This window comes from Pseudomonas sp. P5_B2 (genome assembly GCF_056400445.1).
In genome coordinates this window covers 1-20405 of record NZ_JBFULH010000008.1, presented here as the reverse complement: position 1 = coordinate 20405, position 20405 = coordinate 1, and the positions used below count along the sequence as shown (strand labels likewise).

General features: G+C 59.7%; 15 protein-coding genes. 6 read left to right on the top strand and 9 right to left on the bottom strand.

Annotated elements, in window-relative coordinates:
- Positions 1-131 precede the first annotated feature (131 nt).
- A complete protein-coding gene (gene nhaA / locus AC1DRJ_RS02155) occupies positions 132-1319 on the bottom strand; it encodes a Na+/H+ antiporter NhaA (RefSeq protein ID WP_477800604.1) in 1188 nt (395 codons plus the stop codon).
- A gap of 245 nt (positions 1320-1564) precedes the next feature.
- On the opposite strand from nhaA, the gene AC1DRJ_RS02150 reads away from it, so the two are divergent.
- Positions 1565-2662: a PLP-dependent cysteine synthase family protein gene (locus AC1DRJ_RS02150; protein ID WP_477800625.1), complete on the top strand. Its 1098-nt coding sequence runs from the start codon at positions 1565-1567 to the stop codon at positions 2660-2662.
- A 133-nt stretch (positions 2663-2795) separates the two neighbouring features.
- Here AC1DRJ_RS02150 and AC1DRJ_RS02145 read toward each other — a convergent pair whose 3' ends face one another.
- The 3 genes from AC1DRJ_RS02145 to AC1DRJ_RS02135 all read right to left on the bottom strand — a co-directional run bounded on the left by AC1DRJ_RS02145 (position 2796) and on the right by AC1DRJ_RS02135 (position 5817).
- Entirely contained in the window at positions 2796-4409 is a 1614-nt protein-coding gene (locus tag AC1DRJ_RS02145) for an NAD(P)/FAD-dependent oxidoreductase (protein ID WP_477800603.1), read from the bottom strand.
- A gap of 95 nt (positions 4410-4504) precedes the next feature.
- The gene (locus tag AC1DRJ_RS02140) at positions 4505-5158 is read right to left on the bottom strand and encodes a COG3650 family protein (protein ID WP_477800602.1); all 654 of its coding nucleotides are present in this window, start codon (positions 5156-5158) and stop codon (positions 4505-4507) included.
- Between the two features lie 59 nt (positions 5159-5217).
- Positions 5218-5817, bottom strand: coding sequence for a short chain dehydrogenase (locus AC1DRJ_RS02135; RefSeq protein WP_477800601.1), 600 nt, complete (start codon positions 5815-5817; stop codon positions 5218-5220).
- 104 nt (positions 5818-5921) lie between these two features.
- Here AC1DRJ_RS02135 and AC1DRJ_RS02130 point away from each other — a divergent pair, with 104 nt between their 5' ends.
- A complete protein-coding gene (locus tag AC1DRJ_RS02130; RefSeq protein WP_477800600.1) occupies positions 5922-6836 on the top strand; it encodes a LysR family transcriptional regulator in 915 nt (304 codons plus the stop codon).
- Between the two features lie 75 nt (positions 6837-6911).
- Here AC1DRJ_RS02130 and mapR read toward each other — a convergent pair whose 3' ends face one another.
- The 3 genes from mapR to AC1DRJ_RS02115 form a co-directional block, all read right to left on the bottom strand.
- Positions 6912-8321 (bottom strand): GntR family transcriptional regulator MpaR, encoded by a 1410-nt coding sequence (gene mapR, locus AC1DRJ_RS02125; RefSeq protein ID WP_477800599.1) that lies wholly within the window; start codon positions 8319-8321, stop codon positions 6912-6914.
- Positions 8322-8454: 133 nt separating this feature from the next.
- Complete coding sequence (gene ccoG, locus AC1DRJ_RS02120) at positions 8455-9885, bottom strand: cytochrome c oxidase accessory protein CcoG (RefSeq protein ID WP_477800598.1); 1431 nt, start codon at positions 9883-9885, stop codon at positions 8455-8457.
- A 195-nt stretch (positions 9886-10080) separates the two neighbouring features.
- The gene (locus tag AC1DRJ_RS02115; RefSeq protein WP_477800597.1) at positions 10081-10314 is read right to left on the bottom strand and encodes a DUF3203 family protein; all 234 of its coding nucleotides are present in this window, start codon (positions 10312-10314) and stop codon (positions 10081-10083) included.
- Between the two features lie 123 nt (positions 10315-10437).
- Between AC1DRJ_RS02115 and AC1DRJ_RS02110 the strand changes: the two genes are divergently transcribed.
- The gene (locus AC1DRJ_RS02110) at positions 10438-10938 is read left to right on the top strand and encodes an MgtC/SapB family protein (protein ID WP_477800596.1); all 501 of its coding nucleotides are present in this window, start codon (positions 10438-10440) and stop codon (positions 10936-10938) included.
- Between the two features lie 10 nt (positions 10939-10948).
- Here AC1DRJ_RS02110 and AC1DRJ_RS02105 read toward each other — a convergent pair whose 3' ends face one another.
- Positions 10949-11113 carry a hypothetical protein gene (locus AC1DRJ_RS02105; RefSeq protein WP_477800595.1) on the bottom strand — a complete coding sequence of 55 codons (165 nt, stop codon included), beginning with the start codon at positions 11111-11113 and terminating at the stop codon, positions 10949-10951.
- Positions 11114-11310: 197 nt separating this feature from the next.
- On the opposite strand from AC1DRJ_RS02105, the gene AC1DRJ_RS02100 reads away from it, so the two are divergent.
- The 3 genes from AC1DRJ_RS02100 to glgB all read left to right on the top strand — a co-directional run bounded on the left by AC1DRJ_RS02100 (position 11311) and on the right by glgB (position 19012).
- Positions 11311-13305, top strand: coding sequence for an alpha-1,4-glucan--maltose-1-phosphate maltosyltransferase (locus AC1DRJ_RS02100; RefSeq protein ID WP_477800594.1), 1995 nt, complete (start codon positions 11311-11313; stop codon positions 13303-13305).
- Positions 13306-13436: 131 nt separating this feature from the next.
- Positions 13437-16778 carry a maltose alpha-D-glucosyltransferase gene (gene treS / locus AC1DRJ_RS02095; RefSeq protein WP_477800593.1) on the top strand — a complete coding sequence of 1114 codons (3342 nt, stop codon included), beginning with the start codon at positions 13437-13439 and terminating at the stop codon, positions 16776-16778.
- 2 nt (positions 16779-16780) lie between these two features.
- Complete coding sequence (glgB, locus tag AC1DRJ_RS02090; RefSeq protein WP_477800592.1) at positions 16781-19012, top strand: 1,4-alpha-glucan branching protein GlgB; 2232 nt, start codon at positions 16781-16783, stop codon at positions 19010-19012.
- Positions 19013-19153: 141 nt separating this feature from the next.
- On the opposite strand, the gene AC1DRJ_RS02085 is transcribed toward glgB, so the two are convergent.
- The gene (locus AC1DRJ_RS02085) at positions 19154-20227 is read right to left on the bottom strand and encodes an autotransporter domain-containing protein (protein ID WP_477800591.1); all 1074 of its coding nucleotides are present in this window, start codon (positions 20225-20227) and stop codon (positions 19154-19156) included.
- Positions 20228-20405 lie beyond the last annotated feature (178 nt).

Here is a 20405-nt window from a genome sequence, read left to right as displayed (position 1 = left end):
TGCCAGCCACTGATCTTCCTTGCGTTCGTCTGTCGACAGCTCCGAAAAAAGGAGCTGTGCGACGTTAACGAACGAGGTTAATCGTGGCTGTAGGACGAATCCTGAATGCTGCTAAGAGAGTTCTCTATCGCTCAGGATTTCAGCACGGCGCTCTTGCGGCTCGCCATCGCCGTCACGGCATAACCGATCAACGCTGCCAGAATCGAACCGGTCAAAATTCCCATCCGGTCCATCCCGGCGTAATCGCTGACGCCAGGTTCAAACGCCAGTGAACCGACAAACAGGCTCATGGTGAAACCAATCCCGCAGAGGATCGCCACACCCAGCACATGGCCCCAGTTAGCGCCTTGGGGCAGGGCAGCGATGCCGATTTTCACCGCCAGCCAGGTCAGGCCGAACACGCCAACGGTTTTACCCAGCAACAGGCCCGTCGCAATGCCCATCGGTACGTGGTGGGTGAAGCTTTCAACGGTGACACCGCTCAGGGACAGGCCGGCATTGGCGAAAGCGAATAGCGGCAGGATTCCGTACGCCACCCACGGGTGCAGGGCGTGTTCAAGGGTCAGCAGTGGCGAAGTTTCGGCGTTTTTGGTGCGCAGCGGGATGCAGAAGGCCAGCGTCACCCCGGCGAGGGTCGCGTGAACGCCGCTCTTGAGCACGCAAACCCACAGGATCAAACCGATGATCATGTACGGCCCGAGCTTCACCACGCCGAGCCGGTTCATGGCGATCAGTGCGATGATGCAGGCGCCAGCCAGTGCCAGCGACAGCGTCGACAGCGTCCCGGAATAGAAGACGGCGATGACGATGATCGCGCCCAGGTCGTCAATGATCGCCAGGGTCATCAGAAACAGCTTCAGCGACACCGGCACGCGTTTGCCCAGCAAGGCGAGTACGCCGAGGGCGAAGGCAATGTCGGTGGCCATCGGGATGGCCCAGCCACCCAGGGCTGCCGGGTCTTCACGGTTCAAGAACCAGTAGACCAGCGCTGGCACGACCATACCGCCAATCGCYGCGGCGCCGGGCAGGACGATTTGCGAGGGGTTCGACAATTGGCCGTCGAGGACTTCACGCTTCACTTCCAGGCCGATCAGCAGGAAGAACATCGCCATCAGGCCGTCGTTGATCCACAGCAGCAACGGCTTGGCGATTTTCAGCGCGCCGATCTGTGCGACCACAGGGGTGTCCAGCAGCCCGCTATAGAGCCACGACAGGGATGAGTTGTTGATGATTAAAGCCAGGGCTGCAGCGGCGATCAGTAACAGACCGCTGGCAGCTTCCAACTGAAAGAAGCGAGTGAAAGTGCTACGCAGAGGCAAGGTCGCTCTCCATCGATAATTCAAAAGGTGGCACACCCTAACCCGTACCGTTAGTTGTTAAAACAAAAGTTATATTCTTTTTTGTTATATACCGTAACAATGTGAAGGACGGGACCGGACTTGAGCCTAGCAGTTGCCGGCCGTATTGAGCGTCAGCTGTACCTGTGCGTGCTGTAGGTTTTTTCCTAAGCTTGGGGCTGAGCCTTGCAAAAAGGCTGACTCTTGCCTGATTCCACGAGAAAACCATCATGAGCGACAACCGACAGTGGGCCCGCGAAGCCATCCGGATCATCGAAGCGGACTTCCAGCGCAGCGCCGATACCCACCTGATCCCCTTGCCGCTGCCGGGTTTTCCGGGTATCGAGTTGTATTTCAAGGATGAATCCAGCCACCCCACCGGCAGCCTGAAACATCGTCTGGCGCGTTCATTGTTCCTCTACGCCTTGTGCAATGGCTGGTTGAAGCCCGGTGCGCCGGTGATTGAAGCGTCCAGCGGCTCGACGGCGATTTCCGAGGCGTATTTCGCCAACCTGTTGGGTTTGCCATTCATTGCTGTGATGCCAGCGACCACCTCCAAAGAGAAGATCGCGCAAATTGCTTTCTATGGTGGCCAGAGTCATCTGGTCGATGACCCGACCCAGATCTATGCCGAGTCCGAACGGCTGGCGCACGAGCATGATGGTCATTTTATCGACCAATTCACCTACGCCGAACGCGCCACCGACTGGCGGGCGAACAACAACATCGCCGAATCGATCTTCCATCAAATGCGTTTCGAGCAGCACCCGGAGCCGAGCTGGCTGATCTCCAGCCCCGGCACGGGCGGCACCACCGCGACGCTTGGCCGATACGTGCGTTATCGCCAGCATTGCACCCGTGTGCTGTGCGCCGATGCTGAACGATCGGTGTTTTTTGATTACTACCAGACCGGCGATGCCAGTCTGCGTCTGGACTATGGTTCGCGGATTGAAGGGATTGGCCGGCCACGGGTGGAAGCGTCGTTCCTGCCCAAGGTGATTGATGCCATGGTCAAAGTGCCGGACGCGTTGTCCCTGGCGGCCATGCACTATCTGGCGCAACGACTGGGGCGACGGGTGGGCGGATCGAGCGGGACCAACCTGATCGGCGCCTTGATAGCGGCTCAGCAAATGGCGGTGGTGGGGGAGTCGGGGTCGATCGTGGCGATTCTGTGTGACGGCGGTGAACGCTATGCCACCACCTATTACGATCAGGCTTGGCTCAAGGGCCAGGGGTATGAGTTGAGTGGTTTGATGGATGCCGTGGCGGCGAGTGTCGAGCGCGGTGAGCCGCTGCCATCGACGGTACTACGCGCCAACATTTGACACCGAAGATCAAATGTGGGAGCGAGCCTGCTCGCGATGGCGGATTAACATTCAATACATGTTTTGAATGATCTACCGCTATCGCGGGCAAGCCCGACTCCCACATGTGCTCGTTTGTATCTGTTACCGCCTATCAGGCCTCGAGGCCGAGGATGTCGCGGGCAACCGCTTCTGCAATCCGAATCCCATCCACACCCGCCGACAAAATCCCGCCCGCATAACCCGCGCCTTCGCCCGCCGGGAACAAGCCCTTTACGTTCAGGCTCTGCATCGACTCGTTACGGGTAATGCGTAGTGGGGACGAGGTGCGAGTCTCGATCCCGGTCAACACGGCGTCATGCAGCGAGTAACCGCGAATCTGCTTCTCGAACGCTGGCAACGCTTCACGAATGGCTTCGATGGCAAAGGCTGGCAAGGCCAACGCCAAATCACCCAATGCAACGCCTGGTTTGTAGGACGGTTCAACGCTGCCCAGTTCAGTGGATGGCTTGCCAGCAATGAAGTCGCCGACCAGTTGCGCCGGTGCTTCGTAGTTGCTGCCACCCAGCACAAAGGCGTGGGATTCCAGGCGTTCCTGCAATTCGATGCCGGCCAGCGGGCCGCCCGGGTAATCGACTTCCGGGGTGATCCCGACGACGATCCCTGAGTTGGCGTTGCGCTCGTTACGCGAGTACTGGCTCATGCCGTTGGTGACCACGCGACCCGGCTCGGAGGTCGCCGCGACCACGGTGCCGCCCGGGCACATGCAGAAGCTGTAGACCGAACGACCGTTCTTGGCGTGGTGCACCAGCTTGTAGTCGGCAGCCCCGAGTTTCGGGTGGCCGGCGTACTTGCCCAACCGTGCGCGGTCAATTAGCGACTGCGGGTGTTCAATGCGGAAACCCACGGAAAACGGCTTGGCTTCCATGAACACGTCCCGGCTGTGGAGCATGCGGAAGGTGTCCCGGGCGCTGTGGCCCAAAGCCAGAATCACGTGTTTCGAATGAATCTGCTCGCCACCATTGAGTTCGACGCCGACCAATTGACCGTCTTCGATCAACACGTCGGTAACGCGTTGCTGGAAGCGCACTTCGCCGCCCAAGGCGCGAATCTGCTCACGCATGTTTTCCACTACACCGGTCAGACGGAACGTACCGATGTGAGGCTTGCTGACGTAGAGAATTTCTTCCGGTGCACCGGCTTTGACGAACTCGTGCMGGACTTTGCGGCCGATGAACTTCGGGTCCTTGATCTGGCTGTAGAGCTTGCCGTCGGAGAAGGTCCCCGCGCCGCCTTCACCGAACTGCACGTTCGATTCCGGATTCAGTACGCTTTTACGCCACAGACCCCACGTGTCCTTGGTGCGCTGGCGCACTTCGGTGCCGCGTTCGAGGATGATCGGCTTGAAGCCCATTTGCGCGAGCAGCAGCCCGGCGAAAATCCCGCACGGCCCGAAACCCACGACAACAGGACGTTGCTGCAGATCGGCCGGCGCATGGCCGACCACTTTGTAGCTGACATCCGGCGCCACGTTGACGTTACGGTCATCGGCGAATTTGTGCAGCAACGCGGCCTCATCTTTGGCAGTGAGGTCGATGGTGTAGATGAAGCACAGTTCGGAGGACTTTTTGCGCGCATCGTAGCTGCGCTTGAACAAGGTGAAATCGAGCAGGTCATCGCTGGCGATGCCCAGGCGCTGCACGATGGCAGGGCGCAGGTCTTCTTCGGGATGGTCGATCGGCAACTTCAGTTCAGTGATTCGTAACATGGCAGGACCCGGTTCGCGGGGCGCACAACTGCGCCAAGGCGTTTGAAACGGGCGATTATAAGCCCCAAAGGCGGATTCCCGTGAGGCCTAAACGATCAGTCGTTACGCGAACCGCCGAAATACCCGCAACCGCGCTGTACCTGGCCATTGATGCGCAGTTCCGCGCTCATGTGCTGGACGCTGCCGGTGGTGCTGTCGACGCAACGTTGTGGCGTGACCCACAGTTCGATGTGCTGGTTATTGGCCTCGGTGCCGAGGTTGAAACGGCCATCGCCCAGTTGTTCTTCCACGTAAGGCAGGGCCAGAGGCGGTTGGCCGGCGCGATCAATCACCATGCCTTTGCCGGTGACCTTGACGTTCCACTCAGGCGAGTGACCGGCTGCGCGCAGAGTCTGCAGTTTGAAATTGGGATCGTCGCACGCCGTGCCCGAGCGTTCGACGCGGTACAGCTGCTCAAGGTCGAGACGACTGTCGACGATGCGCCCGCGCACGTCGGCGAACAACTTGCCCTTGGTATCGGCCAGGGATGCAGCCTGTTGCAGCACGCTGGTATTGCCGGTGTCGTTGACCACAAAGCTGCGTGTTTCATTGCATGGCTGGAACAGCAATTTGCCATCCGCTGCCGTCAATTGGCCTTGCATGCGGGTCTGACCCACGTGGGAGGCGCTTTCACGCGGGCCATCAAACAACTGACAGGCGGCAAACAGCGGCAGCAGGGCAACAACGATTAAGGAACGGGCAACACGCATCTTCGACTCTCCAGACAAGTGTCGCCACGTTACTCAGCCTGACCGTTCATCACAAGGGTTCAGCCCACATGAAAAGTCTGACCTGTCTGCAAGCCTTCCACGCTTTTGGCGTAGGCCAATGCCACATCAGCTGCAGGAACCGGTTTGAAACCACGGAAGTAGGGAGCGTATTTGCCCATGGCTTCCAGCAGCACATTCGGGCTGATCGAGTTCACGCGCAGGCCGCGAGGCAGTTCGATGGATGCGGCGCGCACGAAGCTGTCCAGCGCACCGTTGACCAGCGCTGCCGAGGCGCCGCTGCGAATCGGGTCATGGCTGAGTACGCCCGTGGTGAAGGTGAACGAGGCGCCGTCGTTGGCGAACTCGCGGCCGATCAGCAGCAAATTGACCTGACCCATCAGCTTGTCTTTCAGACCCAGCGCGAAGCTGGCTTCGGTCATTTCAGCCAGTGGTGCGAAGGTCACGTTACCTGCCGCGCAGATCAGCGCATCGAATTTTCCGGTCTGTTCGAACAGTTTGCGGATCGAGGCGCTGTCGCTGATATCCACCTGAAAGTCGCCACTGCTGCGGCCGATGCGGATGATCTCGTGACGCGGGGACAGTTCCTTGTCGACCGCCGAACCGATGGTGCCGCCTGCGCCTATCAATAGAATTTTCATCGTGCTGTTCCTCGATTGGTTGAATGAGGTCTCAGTCTAGAGTGGTTTTTTCTGTTGATAAGCGCACTAATAGGCAACCTTTGGTTTTCAAATGGAAACAATCCATGAGCGAGATGGATGATCTGGCGGCGTTCGCGGTATTGATCGAAGCGGGGAGTTTTACCCTGGCAGCGCAGCAACTGGGTTGCAGCAAGGGCCAGCTGTCCAAGCGAATCAGCTTGCTGGAGGCGCGGTTTTCCGTGGTTCTGTTGCAACGCACCACCCGCCGTTTAAGTCTGACGGCGGCGGGAGCGGCGCTGTTGCCCCAGGCTCAGGCGTTGGTCGTGCAGGTCGAGAGAGCACGCCAGGCGTTGGCGCGGTTGAAGGACGACATGGCCGGGCCGGTGCGTATGACCGTTCCTGTGTCGTTGGGGGAAACCTTCTTCGACGGTTTGTTGCTGGAGTTCTCCGGCAAATACCCCGAGGTGCAGATTGAACTGGACCTCAACAACCAGTTTCACGACCTGTCCCGCGATGGCTTCGACCTGGCGATTCGCTCCGAGGTAGGCAAGGACGAGCGTCTGGTAGCCCGACCGTTGCTGGCCTGGCACGAAATGACCTGCGCCAGCCCGGCGTATCTTGAACGGTTTGGCGAACCGCTGACGCCCCAGGCGTTGGCCGAACACCGTTGTTTGCTGAACAGTCATTACAGTGGTCGCGAAGAATGGCTCTATCACCAGCAACACGAGTTGTTGCGGGTGCGGGTCTCGGGTCCGTTTGCCAGCAACCACTACAGCTTGTTGAAAAAAGCCGCGTTGGCGGGTGCCGGTATTGCGCGTTTGCCGTCGTATCTGCTGCAGGCGGAATTGGCAGATGGTCGGTTGCGCTGGCTGCTGCGCGATTATCAGACGCGGCGCATGCCGATGTACCTGGTTCATCCGTATCAAGGCGGCCTGCCGAAGCGCACGCAAGTGTTGGCGGATTACCTGATCGGCTGGTTCAAGCGCAGCGGTGAAGCGCTGGACCGGCTTCAGCGCTAGATTCCGAACCTGCATTCAAATTAAATGTGGGAGCGGGCTTGCTCGCGAAAGCGTAAGTAGGGACACCAAAAATTTTTAGAACGACCGCACAATCCGCCCCAACGTCTCCATCGCCTTCTCGGAATCCTCGGTCCACGGGCTGCCGTAATTCAACCGAATACAGTTACGAAACCGCTGCGTCGGCGAAAAGATCGGCCCCGGCGCGATGCTGATGCCTTGTGCCAACGCCATCTGGAACAACTTCAGCGAATCCATCTGCGGCGGCAGTTCCAGCCACAAAAAGTAGCCGCCGGCCGGTTGACTGACGCGGGTCTGTGCCGGGAAGTAGCGGGCGATGGCGGCGAGCATGGCGCTTTGCTGTTCTTCCAGGGCGTAACGCAGTTTGCGCAGGTGTCGGTCGTAACCGCCGTGTTGCAGGTAATCGGCGATGGCCGCTTGCGCTGGCATCGAGGCGCACAGTGAGGTCATGAGTTTCAGGCGTTCGATCTTCTGCGCGTAACGCCCGGCAGCCACCCAGCCGATGCGATAGCCGGGGGCCAGGCTCTTGGCGAACGAACCGCAGTGCATCACCAACCCTTCGGTATCAAACGCCTTGGCCGGTTTCGGCGCCTGTTGGCCGTAATACAGCTCGGCGTAGACGTCGTCCTCGATCAGCGGCACTTGATGATGGCGCAGCAACTCCACCAGTTCCTGCTTTTTTGCCTCGGGCATGGTCGCGCCCATCGGGTTCTGGAAACTGGTCATGCACCAGCAGACTTTGATCGGATGACGCTCCAGCGTCTGGGCCAATACTCCAAGGTCGATGCCGTCCCGAGGGTGCACCGGGATTTCCACGGCCTTGAGTTTCAGCCTTTCCAGGATTTGCAGGCAGGCGTAGAACGCGGGCGCTTCAATCGCCACCAGGTCGCCAGGCTGCGTGACCGCTTGCAGGCACAGGTTCAAGGCTTCCAGGGCACCGTTGGTGATCAGCAGTTCTTCCATCGGCAGCATCAGCCCGCCGACCATGTAGCGCAGGGCGATCTGCCGACGCAACTGCGGGTTGCCCGGCGACATGTCGGTGACGACCATGCGCGGGTCCATGTCCCGGGTCGCGCTGGCCAGCGAGCGCGACAGGCGCTGCAACGGGAACAGGGTCGGGCTGGGGAAAGCTGAGCCGAACGGGACGGTGTTCGGGTCTTTGATCGAGTCGAGTACCGAGAACACCAGTTCGCTGACGTCGACTTCGGTGGATTCGTTGCCCTGGCTGCTGATCACTGGCTCCGAAAACGGGCTCGGTGCGTGGACGTTGACGAAGTAGCCGGAGCGCGGTCGGGCGCGGATCAGCCCACGACGCTCAAGCAGGTAGTAGGCCTGGAACACCGTGGACGGGCTCACGCCATAGGTCTGGCTGGCGTAGCGCACCGATGGAACGCGCTGGCCGGGGCCGAGGACGCCGGAGCGGATCAGTTCAGCGATATCGTCGGCGAATTTTTCGTAGCGTTTCATCAGCATCCCGCAATCGAATGGGTTCAATTAGCTGTTGTTGCGAGGGGGCTTGCCCGTGGCAAGCCCTTTCACCACAGGTAAGTCCCTTTCCACAGACAAGCTCCCTTTCCACAGGGCACCGCAGTCTAAGGGATCAACGGTTCATCGGCGCAACAAACCGGCTTTTGGCCTCGCTGTAGACGTCCGGTTCATCGCTATCGACAATCCTGAACGTAATCGACTGCGAACTGCTGCTCGGCCGTTCCGCGGTCATTGCCACCGACACCGGCACATCGACAATCTCGCCGGGGGCCAGGCTCAGCTGTGTCTTGCCTTGCAACTGGAAGCCGTCGCCCTCCACCAGACTCAAACGATAGTCCTGGCGCAGCTGGGTTTTATTGATGACCTTGAGGCTGTAGATATTTTCGATCTGCCCCTGACTATTTTCACGGAACAACCCACGGTCCTTGCTCACATCCAGCGACACCATCGGCCGTTCCACAAGTGCGAGGGAGAGGGCACCGATCATCAGCAGCAACACAACGGTGTAACCGATCAGCCGTGGCCGCAGCAGGTGCGTCTTGCCACCCTGCAATTGATGTTCCGAGGTATAGCTGATCAGCCCCCGGGCATAGCCCATTTTGTCCATGATCGAATCACAGGCGTCGATGCACGCGGCGCAGCCAATGCATTCCATCTGCAAGCCGTCGCGGATGTCGATGCCGGTCGGACAGACCTGCACACACAGCTGACAGTCGATGCAATCACCCATGCCGACTTCGGCCGGTTTCACCTCACGTTTACGTGCGCCACGGTTTTCGCCACGGGCCGCGTCATAGGAAATGGTCAGGGTGTCTTTGTCGAACATCACGCTCTGGAATCGTGCATACGGGCACATGTGCATGCACACCGCTTCGCGCAGCCAGCCGGCGTTGATGTACGTGGCGCCGGTAAAGAACAGCACCCAGAACAGACTGACACCGCCCATTTGCCAGGTCAGCAGCTCTTCGGCCAGCGGCCGGATCGGGGTGAAGTAGCCGACGAAAGTCAGGCCGGTGAGCAGGCTGATCGCCAGCCACAGCGTGTGCTTGGCCGAGCGCCGCAGCAGTTTGTTCAAGCCCCACGGCGCGGCTTGCAGCTTGATGCGCTGGTTGCGCTCGCCTTCGGTGATCTTCTCGCACCACATGAAGATCCAGGTCCAGGAACTCTGTGGGCAGGTGTAGCCGCACCACACCCGGCCGGCGAACACGGTGATCGCAAACAGGCCAAACGCGGCGATGATCAACAGGGCCGAGAGCAGGATGAAATCCTGCGGCCAGAACGTTGCGCCGAAGATGTGGAATTTGCTTTCTGAAAGGTCCCAGAGCACCGCCTGGCGGTCGCCCCAGTTCAGCCACACGGTGCCGAAGAACAGTAAAAACAGAAATCCCGTACCGCTCAGACGTAAAGTGCGGAACAGGCCGGTGAAGCTACGTGTGTGGATCAGGTTGTCGCTGGACTTGGCCTTCATCTTCGGACGCGAAGGCTCAAACGTCTGTACCGCAGGGGTGCTTTCAACTAATCGGACGGGGATTCTATCGCTCATGGTCTGTCGCTCATCAGCCTCCATCAGGCCAGCGAACTATGAGCGTCGATCTGTTTGCATAACAGACTCAGGTATTGCAATAAAAAGCGGATCAGATGACTACTGATCCGTCGCCTGCGACAACTTGAAGCACCTGCTCTGGCGGGACACAAACGCCTATATCACGCCTGCGCAGGTGTGATTGATCTGTATCTGTCAGATCACCGAATCACTGTCCGTGGCCTTCAAATGCCGACGGCCGTCCACCGCGCCTGCTACGGTCAATGCATCGGCTTCTGCTTCGGTGATGTAGATACGCTGGCCGTCGAGTTCCACCGCCGACATGGCTTTTTCAGCGTCGGTGAAGATGGTGACGTCGGGGCACAGCCGAATTTCTTCGCCGTTGGCGGTGATGAAGAAGCAGGTCTCATTTTCGATGCGCACAGTCATGGTGAGGTCCCTTTTTTCTGCGAATACGTAAACGTTAGGGCGCCTGCAACGGCCATCGTTCGGTGCAACCGATTAATGGTCGGCGCGGTCCATCCTTTAACAACCACGCACAAGGACAACGGCATGAACGCCTGGTGGCATGAGGTTTGGGTGACGCTGCAAGCGGAGTTTGCCGATATCGGCGACGCATCCCAATTGACGCGCATAACCGTGCGCTTGCTGATGGCGGCGGTGCTGGGTGGCATCCTCGGGTTCGAGCGCGAGCACAAGGGCAAGGCCGCCGGGGTCCGCACCCATATGCTGGTGGCATTGGGGGCTGCGTTGTTCGTGCTGGTACCGCAGACGTCCGGCGCTCAAGCCGACGCCATGAGCCGGGTGGTGCAGGGTGTCATCGCCGGGATCGGTTTTCTCGGTGCCGGGACCATACTTAAAAACACCGAGGGCGATGAGGGGCAGGTCAAAGGCCTGACCACCGCCGCCGGGTTGTGGATGACCGCAGCCATCGGCGTGTCGGCCGGGTTGGGGCGCGAGGCGACGGCGGTGTTCAGTACGCTTCTGGCATTGGCTATTTTCAGCGTGATGCCAAGGATCGTGCGGCTGATCGACAAGGATCACACCCCGTAAATTGTCATGATCACGGCGTCACAATCACCGGCGGCATCGTGCCCGGCGGTTCTTCCCGAGGCGGTGGTTGGGTACCCGGCGGATCTTCTTCAGGCACGGGTTGCGGCTCGGTGGGTGGAATGACCGGGCTGTCGATGTTCGGATCAGGCGTTTCGGCAGGGATTGGAATACTCATTGTGTAAGCCTCCAGTGGCACATGGCGTAAGTCGTGCTTAAGTGGATTGACCTACTGATGCGCGAATTGATTCCCCGTGACCGCTTGGGCAATTCCCTCTGAACTTTTAGCCCGCCCGGTGGCTCCCAACCTAAGTGAGTCTATTCAGGGAACACCCGGTACAAGAGCGTCCATGGGGCGTAAAGGAGAGATGCTCGATGACTGCTGCTAAACCGACAGAGCTGAACTACAACCCTCATATGCCGCTGTCGCAGGCGTTACTGCTACCGCGAATCGCGATTGAAAACACCGAGCCGACCCTTGAAGGCGGACAGTTTGCCGTCAAATCCGTAGTGGGTCAGGACGTGTTGGTGACCAGCAAAGTGTTTGCCGACGGCCACGACAAGCTGGCCGTGCGGGTGCGCTGGCGAGACGAAGGCAACGACGTTTGGCAAAGCGAAGTCATGGAAGACCTGGGTAACAACGGCTGGCAAGGCCAGTTCCGTGTCGAGCGTCAGGGGCGCTATCTGTTCTGCATCGAAGCCTGGATTGATCAGTTCGCCAGCTTCTGCTACGAGCTGGAAAAGAAGCACGCCGCGCGTGTCCCCGTCAGTCTGGAATTGCAGGAAGGGCGCACTCAGGTGCAGCAGGCGGCCGAGCGCAGCGAAGGCGCACTGAGCGAACACCTGTCGGCATTGCACCATGAGTTGTCCGGTCTGCTCGAAAACGAGCAGGTGGCCCTGTTTCTGCACCAACGTAGCGCCGAGCTGATGGCGCAGGTCGACCATCACGCTTTTGTGAGCCTGAGCCCGGAATACCCGTTGGATGTCGAGCGCGAGTTGGCGCAGTTCGCCAGTTGGTATGAGCTGTTCCCACGCTCGATCACCGATGATCCGGCCCGTCATGGCACCTTCAACGATGTGCACGCGCGGTTGCCGATGATCCAGGACATGGGGTTCGACGTCCTGTACTTTCCGCCGATCCACCCGATCGGCCGCAGTTTCCGCAAAGGCCCGAACAATTCACTGACCGCCGGTCCCGACGATCCCGGCAGCCCCTATGCGATTGGCAGCGAAGAAGGCGGGCATGAGGCGATTCACTCGCAGCTTGGTACCCGCGAAGACTTTCGCCGCCTGGTCGCGACGGCGGCGGACTATGGGCTGGAGATCGCCCTCGATTTTGCGATTCAGTGTTCCCAGGACCACCCTTGGCTTCAACAGCACCCCGGCTGGTTCAACTGGCGGCCGGACGGCACGATCAAATACGCCGAGAATCCGCCGAAAAAATATCAGGACATCGTCAACGTCGACTTCTATGCGACCGAGGCCATTCCGAGCCTGTGGGTCGAATTGCGCGACATCGTGGTCGGTTGGGTCGAAGAGGGCGTGAAGATCTTTCGCGTCGACAACCCGCACACCAAACCACTGCCATTCTGGCAGTGGCTGATCGCTGATGTGCGAGCGCTGTACCCTGAGGTGATCTTCCTCGCCGAGGCCTTTACCACCCCGGCGATGATGGCGCGGCTAGGCAAGGTCGGTTATTCCCAGAGCTACACCTATTTCACCTGGCGCAACACCAAGCATGAGCTGGCGACGTATTTCACCGAGCTCAATGAATCGCCGTGGCGCGAATGCTACCGGCCGAACTTTTTCGTCAACACTCCGGACATTAACCCGGCGTTTCTGCATGAGTCCGGACGTGCCGGTTTTCTCATCCGTGCAGCGCTGGCGACCATGGGCTCCGGCCTGTGGGGCATGTACTCAGGCTTCGAATTGTGTGAATCGGCGCCGATTCCGGGCAAAGAGGAATACCTCAATTCCGAGAAGTACGAAATCCGCCCACGGGATTTCAACGCGCCGGGCAACATCATTGCCGAGATCGCTCAGCTCAACCGCATCCGCCGGCAAAACCCGGCCCTGCACACGCACTTGGGCCTGAAGGTCTACAACGCGTGGAACGACAACATTCTGTACTTCGGCAAGCGCAGCGCGGACGGCAGCAACTTCATTCTGGTGGCCGTCAGCCTCGATCCGCATAACGTCCAGGAAGCCAATTTCGAATTGCCGCTATGGGAAATGGGCCTGCCCGACGACGCCAGCACCCAGGGCGAAGATTTGATGAACGGCCACCGCTGGACCTGGTATGGCAAGTACCAGTTCATGCGCATCGACCCGGCCTTCCAGCCGTTCGGGATTTGGCGGATTACTGTTTAACACGATCGTCCCCACGCTCCGCGTGGGAATGCAGCCCGGGACGCTCGGCGTCCCCTCCAGAGCCGAACGCGGAGCGTCCGTAGAGGCATTCCCACGCAGAGCGTGGGAACGATCATCAACAGGAGTTTCAAATGGCGAAGAAACCCAAGGCAGCCACCTTTATCAAGGACCCGCTCTGGTACAAGGACGCAGTGATCTATCAGGTTCACGTCAAATCGTTTTTCGACTCCAACAACGATGGAATCGGCGACTTTCCCGGCCTGATCGCCAAGCTCGATTACATCGCCGACCTCGGCGTCAATACCATCTGGCTATTGCCGTTCTATCCCTCGCCACGCCGTGATGATGGCTACGACATCGCCGAGTACCGTGGCGTGCACGCGGACTACGGCACGATGGCCGACGCCAGGCGCTTCATTGCCGAGGCGCACAAGCGTGGCCTGCGGGTGATTACCGAGTTGGTCATCAACCACACCTCGGACCAGCACGCCTGGTTCCAGCGAGCGCGCAAGGCCAAACCCGGTTCGGCAGCGCGGGACTTCTATGTCTGGTCCGATGACGATCAAAAGTACGACGGCACTCGCATCATCTTTCTCGACACCGAGAAATCCAACTGGACCTGGGACCCGGTGGCCGGCCAGTACTTCTGGCACCGTTTCTACTCCCACCAGCCCGACCTGAACTTCGATAACCCACAGGTCATGAAAGCCGTGCTCTCGGTGATGCGCTACTGGCTCGACATGGGCATCGACGGTTTGCGGCTGGACGCCATCCCGTACCTGATCGAGCGTGACGGCACCAACAACGAAAACCTCCCCGAGACCCACGACGTCCTCAAGCAAATCCGCGCCGAGATAGACGCCAATTACCCGGACCGCATGCTGTTGGCCGAAGCCAATCAATGGCCGGAAGACACCCAACTGTACTTTGGTGCCACCGACAAAAAGGGCTTGAACGGCGACGAGTGCCACATGGCTTTTCACTTTCCGTTGATGCCGCGCATGTACATGGCGCTGGCTCAGGAAGATCGCTTCCCGATCACCGACATCCTGCGCCAGACCCCGGAGATCCCGGCCAACTGTCAGTGGGCGATTTTCCTGCGCAATCACGATGAACTGACCCTGGAAATGGTCACCGACAAAGAGCGCGACTACTTGTGGAATTACTACGCGGCCGACCGTCGGGCCCGGATCAATCTGGGGATCCGCCGCCGACTCGCGCCCCTGGTGGAGCGTGATCGGCGTCGCGTGGAGCTGCTCAACAGTTTGCTACTGTCGATGCCCGGCACGCCGACCCTGTATTACGGCGATGAAATCGGCATGGGCGACAACATCTACCTCGGTGACCGAGACGGTGTGCGCACGCCGATGCAGTGGTCGATTGACCGCAACGGCGGGTTCTCGCGCGCCGACCCGGCCAGCCTGGTGCTGCCACCGATCATGGACCCGCAATACGGCTACCTGTCGGTCAACGTCGAAACCCAGGCCGGCGATCCGCATTCGCTGCTCAACTGGACCCGGCGCATGTTGGCCGTGCGCAAACAGTCCAAGGCGTTCGGGCGCGGCACGCTGAAGATGCTCTCACCGAGCAACCGCCGGATTCTGGCTTACACCCGTGAATTCACCGGGGCCGATGGCAAGCACGAGATCATTCTGTGCGTGGCCAACGTGTCGCGCAGCGCCCAAGCGGCGGAACTCGACCTGTCGGCGTACGTCGGCATGGTGCCGGTGGAGATGCTCGGCGGGAATGCCTTCCCACCGATTGGCCAGTTGAATTTCCTTTTGACCCTGGCGCCTTACGGTTTCTATTGGTTCGGGCTTGCGGCGGAAAACCAGATGCCGAGCTGGCACGTGGAACCGGCGCAAAGCTTGCCGGATTTCACCACGCTGGTATTGAAGACCCGTATGGAAGAACTGCTCGAAACGCCGTCCCGTGGCACGCTGGAGCAAGGCATCCTGCCGAACTGGCTGCAGAATCGCCGCTGGTTTGCCGGCAAGGACGCAGCCGTCGAACAAGTCAACCTGGCCTACGGCGTGCGATTCGGCGATCCGTTGCACCCGGTGCTGCTGAGCGAAATTGAAGTCACCAGCGCTGGCCAGACTCATCGCTATCAGCTGCCATTCGGCTTTATTCCCGAAGATCAGGTCGGCGCCGCGTTGCCTCAGCAATTGGCTTTGTCGCGGGTGCGCCGTGGGCGTCAGGTGGGTTTGATCACCGATGCCTTCAGCCTCGAACCTTTTATTCATGCCGTGTTGCAAGGCATGCAGAACACCACCGTGTTGTCATCGAGCGCGGGCGACATCCGTTTCGAGCCTACGGCAGAGCTGGCGAAACTGGGTCTGACGGAGGAGTCAGCGGTGCGTTACCTGTCCGCCGAGCAATCTAACAGTTCGGTGGTGATCGGCAACAGTCTGGTGCTCAAACTGATCCGCAAACTCGCCTCGGGTGTGCACCCGGAACTGGAAATGAGCGCGTACCTGACCAACGCCGGGTTCCAGAATATTTCGCCACTGCTGGGCTCGGTGGTGCGCCGCGACGAGCAAGGCGAGGACACGTTGTTGATGATCGCTCAGGGCTATTTGAACAATCAGGGCGATGCCTGGGAATGGACCCAGAACAACCTCGAACGCGCGCTGCGAGACGAGATGGCCGATGCCATTTCTGAGCAGGAACAGCACTACAACGCACTGGGTGAGCTGAAGGATTTTGCCGGCATGCTCGGTCAGCGTCTGGGGGAAATGCACCAGGTACTGGCCGCTCCGACCAAAGACCCGGACTTCGCCCCGCAGGTCACCACGCAGAAAGAAGCGCAGGCCTCGGCCAAGGACGTGTCGGCGCAGCTGGAGCACGCACTGAAGTTGCTCAAGCAGCATCAAAACCAACTGAGCCCTGCGGATACCGCGTTGGTCAGTCGTTTGCTGGAGCACAAAAAAACCATCCTGAGCCATGTGCAGGAACTCGGCAAAAAAGCCGCCGGTGGTTTGCGCATCCGCGTCCACGGCGACTTGCACCTGGGGCAGGTGCTGGTGATCAAGGGCGATGCCTACCTGATCGATTTCGAGGGCGAGCCGGCGCGGCCGCTGCGTGAACGKCGGGGCAAGCACAGCCCGTACAAGGACGTCAGCGGGGTGTTGCGTTCTTTCGATTACGCCGCCGCGATGACGATCAATGTGCATAACGTCGATAACACAGCCGAGGCCCAGGCTGCTCGCGAACGGGTCGCCCAGCGCTACCTGATTGAAGCAAAACAGGCATTTGTTGACGCTTATCGGTTAGCGGCAGCTAGTCTTGCTCATGCATGGCAAGATCCGGAGGGCGAGGACGCCGCGCTAGCGTTGTTCGGTCTGGAGAAGGCGGCCTATGAAGTGGCGTATGAGGCTGAAAATCGACCCACTTGGCTGCCGGTGCCCCTGCACGGCTTGTATGGATTATTGAGTGGGCTTAAACCCTTTTCCGATCTTGGTGGAGAGTAGTCATGAGTTTCTCGAACAAGGAACAGGGTCATGCTAAAGAGGCGTTACTGCCCAGATCGCGAGACATCGACGCGTTGGTGCGCGCCGAACATCACGACCCTTTTGCAATTCTGGGGCCCCATGGCGATGGCGCCGATGGGCAATTCATTCGCGCCTATTTGCCTGACGCATTGAGCGTGCAGGTGTTGGCCAAGGACTCCGGGGAAGAGCTCGGTAACCTGGAAGCGACCCAGACACCGGGGCTGTTTGTCGGGCACTTCGAACGGGCCCAGCCGTATCTGCTGCGCACCCGTTGGGCCGGCGGCGAACAAATCAGCGAAGACCCTTACAGCTTTGGTCCGCTGCTCGGCGAGATGGACTTGTACCTGTTCGCCGAAGGCAATCACCGCGACCTGAGCAGTTGCCTCGGCGCGCAACTGAAAACGGTCGACGGTGTCGACGGCGTGCGTTTCGCCGTGTGGGCGCCCAACGCCAAACGTGTATCGGTGGTTGGTGACTTCAACAACTGGGACGGTCGCCGTCATCCGATGCGTCTGCGTCATCCGACCGGGGTCTGGGAGCTTTTCATCCCGCGCATGCGAGCGGGTGAGGCGTACAAATACGAAATCCTCGGCACCCACGGCATTTTGCCGCTCAAGGCTGACCCGATGGCGCTTGCCACCACCTTGCCGCCGGACACTGCCTCCAAAGTCGCCTCACCGCTGAACATCGATTGGCAGGATCAGGCGTGGATGCAGTCGCGTGGCGAACGTCAGCGACCCACTGCGCCGCTGTCGATCTACGAATTGCACGCCGGTTCCTGGCAATGTGAACTGGACGATCTTGGCGAAGTCGCCCGCCAGTACACCTGGCACGAATTGGGTGAACGGCTGATTCCTTATGTGAAGGACTTGGGCTTCACCCACATCGAACTGATGCCGATCATGGAGCACCCGTTCGGCGGCTCGTGGGGCTATCAATTGTTGTCGCAATTTGCCCCGAGTGCCCGTTACGGTTCACCGGATGATTTTGCCGCATTCGTCAACGCCTGCCACCAGGCGGAAATCGGCGTGATTCTCGACTGGGTGCCGGCGCATTTCCCCACTGACGAGCATGGTCTGGCGCAATTCGACGGCACGGCGCTGTATGAATATGGCAACCCGCTGGAAGGTTTTCACCAGGACTGGGACACGCTGATCTACAACCTGGGCCGCACCGAAGTGCACGGTTACATGCTGGCGTCGGGGCTGCATTGGCTCAAGCATTTCCATGTCGATGGCCTGCGCGTGGATGCCGTGGCGTCAATGCTCTATCGCGACTATTCGCGCAAGGCCGGCGAATGGGTGCCGAACCGTCATGGCGGACGGGAAAACCTGGAAGCCATCGACTTTTTGCGTCACCTCAACGACGTGGTCGCGCTGGAGGCGCCCGGTGCGCTGGTCATCGCCGAAGAGTCCACGGCGTGGCCGGGCGTCAGCCAGAGCACGCAACAGGGCGGTTTGGGTTTTGCCTACAAATGGAACATGGGCTGGATGCACGATTCGCTGCATTACATCCAGCAGGATCCGGTGTACCGCGCCCACCACCACAACGAACTGAGCTTTGGCCTGGTGTACGCGTGGTCCGAGCGCTTCATCCTGCCGATTTCCCACGATGAAGTGGTGCACGGCAAGCATTCGTTGATCGACAAGATGCCCGGCGACCGCTGGCAGAAGTTTGCCAATTTGCGCGCCTACCTGAGCTTCATGTGGACGCACCCCGGTAAAAAGCTGTTGTTCATGGGCTGCGAATTCGGCCAGTGGCGAGAATGGAACCACGATCAGCAACTGGACTGGTACTTGCTGCAATACCCCGAGCACCAAGGGGTGCAGAAACTGGTCGGCGACCTCAATCGACTTTACCGCGAAGAACCGGCGCTGCATGAGCAGGACGATGCCCCGCAAGGTTTCCAGTGGCTGATCGGCGACGATGCGATCAACAGCGTTTACGCGTGGCTGCGCTGGAGCAAGGAGGGGCGGCCGGTGCTGGTCGTGGCCAACTTCACCCCGGTGCCGCGTGAGGGTTATCGCGTCGGCGTACCGTTTGCCGGGCGCTGGACCGAGGTGATCAACAGCGATGCGGCGATGTATGCCGGTTCCAACTATGGCAACAGTGGCGGGGCGCTGACTGAAGATGCACCGAGCCATGGGCAGGCGCTTTCACTGGCTCTGAATCTGCCACCGCTGGCGGTGCTGATCTTGCGGCCGGAGGGCTGATCTGACACCGCGTTGCTGCCTTCGCGAGCAAGCCCGCTCCCACATATAACCGAGTTCTTATATGAGAATGCGGTCGAATGTGGGAGCGGGCTTGCTCGCGAAGGGGCCAGTCAAGACAACACACCCAGTGAACTCAAACGCTCACCACCGCATCCGCACCCCCAAACTCCCAATCAACCCGTTCAAATCATTGTCATCCACATCACTGCTGTAATCCGCGCTGACGTACAAACTCACGGTGGGCGTTACCCTGGCCACCAGCCCCAGACCCACTTCGACGGTCGATGATTTACGGCTGCTGCTGATCTTGTCGACCTGATCGAGGGTCACGGTGCCGCCGGTGTTCACGGTGTGCCACAAGTTAGTCCGCACATAGGGTTCGACGCCAAGGCCATTGATGTCGTAACTGCCTTTCAATCGGGCGCCAACCCGACCGCTCCAGGACGTCAGCTCACTCGAGGACGCATTCCCCGCACCGGCATACGGCGTATCCAGCGAAATGCGCTGATTGATCAATTGCGCTTGGGGTTCGACCACCCAGTTCTCGCTCAGGCCAATCGGGAATCCGCCTTCCACCGACAATGTCATCGCCGTGCCTTCAGTGGCCTGCCGCGCGCCTTGGTCGTTACGGCTGTAGCCGTTGACCCGGCCACCGCTGGCGGTCAAGTCCACATGCCAGCCTTGAGGGCCGGTCAGGCTCCAGTAAGCGCCGAGGCTCTGGCCTTGAAGGTTGAGGGTGTCGTGGTCGGGGTTGGCCAAGGCTGGATTGGCCAGCAAGCCGTTGCCATTGCCTTGTAACTGGGTGGTGCCGCCGATCAGCCCGACCTTTTGGGTATGACCACTACCGCTCTGCAAGGTGAGGATCGCCGGGCTTTTGAATTCTGTAGTGCCAGGGATCGAAGATCCCAGTGAAAGATAGTCGGTCTGCGCTTGTCGCGACGCTTTTCCGTATACCTGATCCCAGGCTGAAGGCGCTTCGTCTTCGATGGTCAGGTCTGAGCTGGTTGTATCGGATGCGGCACCGAAGTGACCGGGGTAGGGGGCGTTGATACGGGTGGGTGGCAAGGTGAAGGCCGGAACATCCTGGCGATACCATGGAGCGATTTCTTCTTCCGTCGGTCCCGCCTGGGTCTCCAGGGTCGAGCACAACAGGAGGGAGCTGGTAACAGTGCAAAAAGTGACTTTGATCTCTTGTTGGTTGAATGACGTTTTCATGGAGGTCTACCTTGTAATCGCATGGAGTCTCTCGCTGTGGCGTCTCTCCTACCCCGAGTGAGGGGCGACCGAGTGGATTAGGGGCACGCCTTTGGGCGCCCGTATTTGGCGGGTGTCTGGGGTGTCCCCTGATATTACTTCGGGGGTAGTAAAGTTGAGCTAAGAGGAACGCTGACAG